The following is a 7,124-nucleotide window of genomic DNA, read 5'->3' as shown; positions in this document are numbered from 1 at the left end:
GATGAGAAAACCCAAGCCCCGAGAAGTTGTGCACCAACAGAAACGTCACTGAGAGCAAGGCCGTTTACCCAGCTCATGCATGGTAAACGATCTTTTCCAGCTGCAAAAGTCAGGTTATACCCAAATCGTCCTCTTGTGCCACCGCAAGGACGAAATCGTTGTTCGGGCTCCGCTGCAGCTACGTTGCGGCTCCGCCGTGCGCGGCTCTGCCGTGAATCCGCAGGTGTGCGGCTCCGCAGTGAATCCGCAGCGGTCTTGCAGCAAGCAGCTGCTCCAAGGGCGGCCAAGACGAGTTCTAAGCAGCGCGGGATGTCTCTCAAACTCGTGGCAAGGGAACGTCATTCGGAACGTCATTCGGAACGTCGAGACTCACCAGATATGCGTACCTGACATCTGTGGTGGTTGCCGCACTGCAAAGAGGGGCATACTTAGCTGGTATGTGAACGATCGCTTGCGCACGCGAGCCGAGGAGGGCCGATGGCATCGACGGAAGACGGGACGCGGGACACCCAGCCTGCGGCGGATAGCGGAGGCTATACAGCAGAGCCGCTTCACGGTTTGAGCTCTGAAGAGGTTGCCGAGCGCATCGCAGCGGGAAAGATCAACGTCAACATGGAGCTCAAGACCAAGTCGGTCCGAGAGCTCCTTCTTGAGAACCTGCTCACGCTGTTCAACCTCATCAACGTGATCCTTGCCGTGCTCGTGATCATTGCCGGTTCGTGGAAGAACCTTACGTTTTTGGCGATCGTGCTGCTCAACACGCTGATCGGCGTGGTTCAGTCCCTGCGCTCCAAACGCATGGTCGACAAGCTTACGCTGCTTGCCACCAAGAAGGCGGTCTGCATCCGCGACGGGGCGGAGGTCGAACTCGACCTTGACCAGATCGTTCTCGACGACCTCGTGAAGCTGGGACGAGGCGACCAGATTCCGGCCGACGCCGTCGTGGTCACCGGCGAGGCCCAGGTGAACGAGAGCCTGCTGACCGGCGAAAGTGACCTCATTCGCAAGCAGCCCGGCTCAGAGCTCATGAGCGGCAGCTTCATCGATTCGGGCGTGGTCTTTGCGCGCGTGGTACACGTCGGCGCCGACAACTACGTGGCCAAGATTAACAACGAGGCGAAGTACGTCAAGAAGGTCAACTCCGAAATCATGAACTCGCTCAACGCGATCGTGCGGTTTGCAAGCGTGGTCATGGTGCCGCTGGGACTTGCCCTGTTTATCTCGAGCCTCAACGAGTCGTATATAGATGCGGGTTCGCCGGGTTCCGGCCTGTTTGAGTGGGTCATTTCAGAGATCGGCCGCGGACATGTTCCCTCGGCAGAGCTCCTTACGACCGTCGGCGCCCTGCTTGGCATGATTCCGCAGGGGCTTGTTCTACTCACGTCTTCGGTGCTGGCGATCGCCACCATGCGCCTGGCGCGTCGTCGCGTGCTTGCCCAGCAGCTCTACTGTATCGAGACCCTGGCGCGCGTGGACGTCCTGTGTCTCGACAAGACGGGCACCATCACCTCCGGACGCATGGAGGTTGCGGGCACGTATCCCTTGCCGATCGAAGGGGGCACGGCGCAGGCCCTCGAGGGCGTTCCCTCAGACGTTCCGGTCCTGGATTTCGCCCTGGCCAACATCGCCCGCGCCACGTCCATGGATGCAAACGAGACCTGTAAAGCGTTGCTCGACCACTATGAAGTCCTGAACGTCCCGGTGGAGGACCCGCTTACCGTCGTGCCGTTCTCGTCGGCTAAGAAGTGGAGCGGCGCGTCGTTTCGCCAGGGTTCCTTTGTGATGGGTGCCGCCCAGTTTGTGCTTTCGCCCGAGGACTACGCCTCCATTGAGGGCGAGGTTTCGCGTCTTGCGGATACCTGCCGCGTGCTCGTGGTCGCCATGGTGGACGGCTTTACGGACGAGGGCGAGATGGTCGGGCGCGCTCGCCCGGTGGGCCTTGTCACCATTCGCGACGAGATCCGGTCCTCTGCGGCCGAGACCATCGGGTACTTCAACGAGCAGGGCGTGACGCTCAACGTCATCTCGGGCGACGACCCCCGCACGGTGTCTTCGATCGCCAAAGTCGTGGGCGTTCCGGGTGCCGACGCCTACGTGGACGCCACCACGCTCGATACGCCGGCCAAGATCGACGCGGCCGTCGAGCGCTACCACGTCTTCGGACGCGTGACCCCGCAGCAAAAGCGTGAGCTCGTGCAGGCGCTCCAGCGTCGCGGGCACACGGTGGCCATGACGGGCGACGGCGTAAACGACGTGCTCGCCCTCAAAGAGGCCGACTGCTCGGTCGCCATGGCGGCAGGTTCCGACGCCGCACGCAACGTGGCCGAGATCGTGCTCATCGACAACGACTTCGCCGCCATGCCGGCCGTCGTGGCGGAGGGGCGTCGGTCCATCAACAACCTGCAGCGCTCGGCGGCGCTCTTTCTCACCAAGACGCTGTTCTCCATGGGGCTGGCGGCTATCTGCATCGCGTTCCCGCCGTATCCCTTCCAGCCCATCCAGATGACCCTCATCAACTTCTTCTGCATCGGCTACCCGGGCTTCGTGCTGGGCCTCGAGGCCAATCGAGCCCGCGTCGAGGGAAGCTTCTTAGTCAACGTGATCAAGCGGGCGCTGCCGGCGTCGGTTGCGGTGGTGCTTGCCGCCTGCCTGAATATGGCCGGGGGAGCTTTCTTTGGCGTTGATGAGGCGACGCTGTCCACCATGTGCCTCATCTCGTCGAGCTTCGTGGGATGCTGCCTCATCTGGCGCATCTCGCAGCCCTTTACGCCGCTGCGCGCCGTGCTGCTCGCGTCGATTGTCGCGGGGCTTGTCGTAGGTATCTTCGGCTTTACGGAGTTCTTCTCGATCGCTCGGCTTGGCGTCGCTACAGCGGTGTGGGTCGTCGTGGTCGCCGCGATCGGCGCCTTGATCTTCTTCAAACTCGCTGCGGCCATGGACCGCCGCAATCCGAAGGGGACGCGTTCTGCCACCGGTTTCGGCCGTGGCGTGCGCGTGCGGCTTGGTCGCCGCGGTACTTCCAGCGTCACCTCGACCGGTTCGGCCCCGCGGCGCTTCCTGCGCCGTGTCCGCGACGGCGTGGCGGGCAAGCGTGAGCAGCGTGAGCTGCAGAAGTCGGCGATGCACGCCGCGCGCGCCGTCAAGGATGCGGGCTCGGGCAGCGCGCGCACGAAGAAGCGCGCCTCTGTTACGAAATCGGCCCAGGGCATCAAAGTCACGGTGCCGCGCCGCAAACGCGATAGGATGAGAGACCGCAACGCAAGCTCGTCGTGATGGGAGCGCCATGACAGAAGCGATTGAAACCGCGTCCACTCGAATGCTGGACGTCGACGGAACGACCTACCGTATCTATCCGCTTGATCAGGTGCCCGAGGCGCGCCGTCTACCGGTCTCGCTTCGCATCCTGCTTGAAAACGTCCTGCGCCGCCGCGGTCAAGACGCCGCGGGCTCCGAGCTCGTACACCGCGTCGTCGAGGCGGGGCTTGCCGGCACCGCTGGCGAAGAGATCGAGTTCATGCCCTCGCGCGTCCTCTTCCAGGACTTCACGGGCGTGCCCGTCTTCGTCGACTTTGCCGCGATGCGAGACGCTGCGGCCGATGAAGGTGCAGACCCCTCCTGCGTGAACCCGCAGATCCCGTGCGTCCTCGTTGTCGACCACTCCGTGACTGCCGACGTCTCGTCGTGCCCGGCGGCGGCGACCGAGAACGCCCGAATCGAGGCCGAGCGTAACGCCGAGCGCTTCGCCTTCCTGAAGTGGGCGTCTTCGAGCTTCCAGAACGTGCGCATCGTTCCGCCGGGAGTGGGCATCTGCCATCAGCTGAATATCGAGCGCTTCTGCGACGTCGTGATGACGGCCGACGGCGCGGACGGGGTGCGCGACCTGTACTTCGACTCGCTTGTGGGCACGGACTCGCATACGCCGACCGCCAACGGCATGGGCGTGCTCGGCTGGGGCGTCGGCGGCATCGAGGCTGAGGCGGCCGCGCTGGGGCAGCCGATCACCATGACGGTTCCACCGGTCGTGGGCATGCGTCTTACCGGCGAGCTTCAACCGGGCGTGACGGCCATGGACGTCGCGCTTTCATTTGCACAGACGCTGCGCGGCGTCGGCGTGGTCGGCTCGCTCGTCGAGTGCTTCGGCCCCGGTGTGGCCTCCCTGAGCGTCACCCAGCGTGCGACCATCTCCAACATGTCGCCCGAGTACGGGTGCACGGCGACCCTGTTCCCGCCCGATCGCCGCGTTCTGGACCAGATGGGCCTCTTTGGGCGAGAGCCCGGGGTGCGCAAGCTTGCCGAGGCCTACCTCGAGGCCCAGGGCATCCTGGACGTCGACGCCGACGACATCGTCTATTCCCAGGTCATCGATTTTGACCTCTCGGCGGTCCAACCGTCCCTTGCCGGCCCTTCGCGCCCGCACGACCGGGTTGCCATCGCAGGCCTCAAAGAGCGGTTCCGCAGCGGACTTGCCGCCCACGGCCGCGAGCCGGGTGCCGCCTTTACCGTCGAGGTCGACGGCGGCTCGCACGAGGTTTCTCACGGCGCGGTGGCCATCGCCGCGATCACGAGCTGCACGACAGCGACCGACCCTGCCATGATGCTTGCCGCGGGCCTTGTGGCACGTCGCGCGGTACAGCTGGGTTGCCGTCCTAAGCCCTGGGTGAAGCGCATCTTTGCCCCCGGCTCCCACGCCACCACGCTCATCCTTGAGCACGCCGGCCTTCTGGAGCCGCTGGCGGACCTCGGCTTCGACGTATGCGGTTGGGGCTGCATGAGCTGCATCGGCAACTCCGGCCCTGTGCTGCCCGGCATGCACGAGGTGGCGGGGGACTGCGAGCTTACCAGCGTGCTCTCGGGCAACCGCAACTTCGAGGGCCGCATCTCGCCCGACGTTGCCCAGAACTTCCTTTGCGCTCCTGCCCTTGTGGTGTGCTATGCGCTTGCGGGCTCGATGGACGTCGACCTGACCTCAGAGCCGGTTTGCGACGGCGCGGACGGCCCCGTATACCTTTCGGACCTGCTGCCTCAGGCCGGCGAGGTCGACGAGCTGCTTGCCAGCGTCGTTACCTCGGAGGTCTACGCTGAGGGCGGCCGAGGCCTGTTCGAGGGCAGCGACGCCTGGAAGGCCTTGGAGGCGCCCGAGGGCGAGCGCTTTGCCTGGGACGAGGCCTCGACCTACGTCCGTCGTGCCCCGTACTTCGACCACGTCCAGGGCGTGAGCGCCGAGGGCATCTCGGGGGCGCGGGCGCTGGCGGTGCTCGGCGACTTCATCACCACCGACCACATCTCGCCCGCAGGCGCCATACCTGCGGATTCGCCGGCTGCGGCCTACCTGCGCGAGCATGGCGTCGCCGACGCCGACTTCAACTCGTTCGGGTCGCGCCGCGGCAACCACGAGGTCATGATGCGCGGTACTTTTGCCAACGTGAGACTGCAGAACCGTCTTGCGCCCGGTACGTCCGGCGGCTGGACGCTCGACCCCACAAGCGGCCAGGTGACTTCGATCTTCGAGGCGGCGTGCAATGCCCGCGTGGCGGGTCTGCCGCTCATCGTCCTTGCCGGCAAGATGTATGGCTCCGGTTCGTCGCGCGACTGGGCGGCGAAGGGACCGGCGCTTCTGGGGGTCCGCGCCGTCATTGCCGAGAGCTTCGAGCGCATTCATCGGTCCAACCTCATCGGTATGGGCGTGCTGCCGCTCGAGTTCATGCCGGGGGAGAGCGTCGAGTCGCTGGGCCTTACCGGCACCGAGTCCTTTGATATCGAACCCGTGGATTTTTCCGCCGGCATGCCCAGTCCGTCGTATGCTCGGGTATGTGCCCGTGCTGCGGACGGACGCGTCATCGAGTTCACCGTCAAGGTGCGCGTCGATACGCCGACGGAGGGACTGTATCTTCTTCACGGCGGCATCCTTCCGCATGTCCTGGGCACCTTGATCGAATCGACCGACTAGAACATGTGAGAAAGCTGCGCCTGTGATCTGTCCTCATTGCCTTGAGACCATCGACGACGACTGCACCGTATGCCCCAACTGCGGAGGCCTGACGAGCTCGGGTTCGACCGTCGGCTTCGTGTTTTGCGACGGCTGTGGAGCTCGTCTGTCGCCCCACGACCGCACGTGCCCCAAGTGCGGTCGCCCCGCCCCCGGGATCCTTTCCACGGAGGCTTCGGCCTCGGACCTTGCTGCCGGACGCACAGCCAGCTTTCCCAAGCTCACGGTGGATGCCATCGAAACCGAACGCCCCCAGCCGAACGCCTCGGCGCAATCGGTTCTCTCCGATTCGCTCGATCCTTCCGCCACGACGGTCATCCCCGTCGCGGCAGACGAGAAGCATCCCGATCCCTATCACAGGGGCTTCAAGCTTTCGCGCGGCATGGTCGCGGCCATCCTCACGGTCGCGATCATCGCCGGCGGTACCTATTTCGTGACGCAGGATCCCCTGAACGTCATGCCGGGGTTCTACGAATGGGTGAGGGTCTCTGCTCGCGAGGCGTTCCCGAGCCGTCAGCTGCCCGACAGCGGTGCGGCGACCGAAGACGATGCTTCCGAGGACGACGGGCAGAGTGCGGACGGCGATGACGCTGGCGTGCTCACGGACTCGACCTTAAGCGACGCGGAGGCTCTCAACCGGCTCGAGCGGCTTTACGACGAGGTCGTCTCCTTTACCGACGAGGACGAGCTCGGCGACGTCATCGATACGTTCAACGGTGCGTACCTGCGTTCCGACCGCTCGACTCGCGAGACCGCGGCAAAGACCGCATATAACCTGCGGGACAAGGTCCAAGACATCATCGACGAGCTCGACGACATGAAGCTTGCAGACGGTTCTGCCTACACTGAGGACCTTGACCACGTGCATCAGCTCGCGGAGTGGATGTACGAGCGGGTGGACGTCATCTGCAGGTGCTGGGACATCTCCCTTGAGTACGACGGGGGCTCCGAGCTTCGCGAGCACCAAAACGACATCCTTCAACCGCTGCGTGAAGCGGGGTCGACGGCGCGCGAGCTCTTTGACCAATACGCGTCGAGCTGGGCGCCGCGCGAACATAGCTAACGATGAGGGCTCCCTGTGGGGCCTCATGTCTTACCGCGGGGTTTGAGTGGTGCATCCTGCCTGTTCTTGCTAGAA

General features: G+C 64.5%; 3 protein-coding genes. All 3 read left to right on the top strand.

Features of this window, described 5'->3' with window-relative positions; all coding sequences use genetic code 11:
• Positions 1 to 477: 477 nt before the first annotated feature.
• From B5F33_RS07640 to B5F33_RS07630, 3 genes are read left to right on the top strand one after another with little or no spacing between them, the layout of a single operon-like run.
• The gene (locus tag B5F33_RS07640; RefSeq protein ID WP_087411208.1) at positions 478 to 3,273 is read left to right on the top strand and encodes an HAD-IC family P-type ATPase; all 2,796 of its coding nucleotides are present in this window, start codon (positions 478 to 480) and stop codon (positions 3,271 to 3,273) included.
• A 10-nt stretch (positions 3,274 to 3,283) separates the two neighbouring features.
• Positions 3,284 to 5,947 carry an aconitate hydratase AcnA gene (gene acnA / locus B5F33_RS07635; RefSeq protein WP_087411207.1) on the top strand — a complete coding sequence of 888 codons (2,664 nt, stop codon included), beginning with the start codon at positions 3,284 to 3,286 and terminating at the stop codon, positions 5,945 to 5,947.
• A 22-nt stretch (positions 5,948 to 5,969) separates the two neighbouring features.
• On the top strand, positions 5,970 to 7,049 hold the full coding sequence (locus B5F33_RS07630) for a zinc ribbon domain-containing protein (protein WP_087411206.1): 1,080 nt from the start codon (positions 5,970 to 5,972) through the stop codon (positions 7,047 to 7,049).
• Positions 7,050 to 7,124: the final 75 nt, after the last annotated feature.

Source organism: Collinsella sp. An2 (assembly GCF_002160065.1).
GTDB lineage: Bacteria > Actinomycetota > Coriobacteriia > Coriobacteriales > Coriobacteriaceae > Limicola.
Note: the sequence above shows the minus strand (reverse complement) of the source record. Positions and strands in the feature narration are given on the sequence as shown.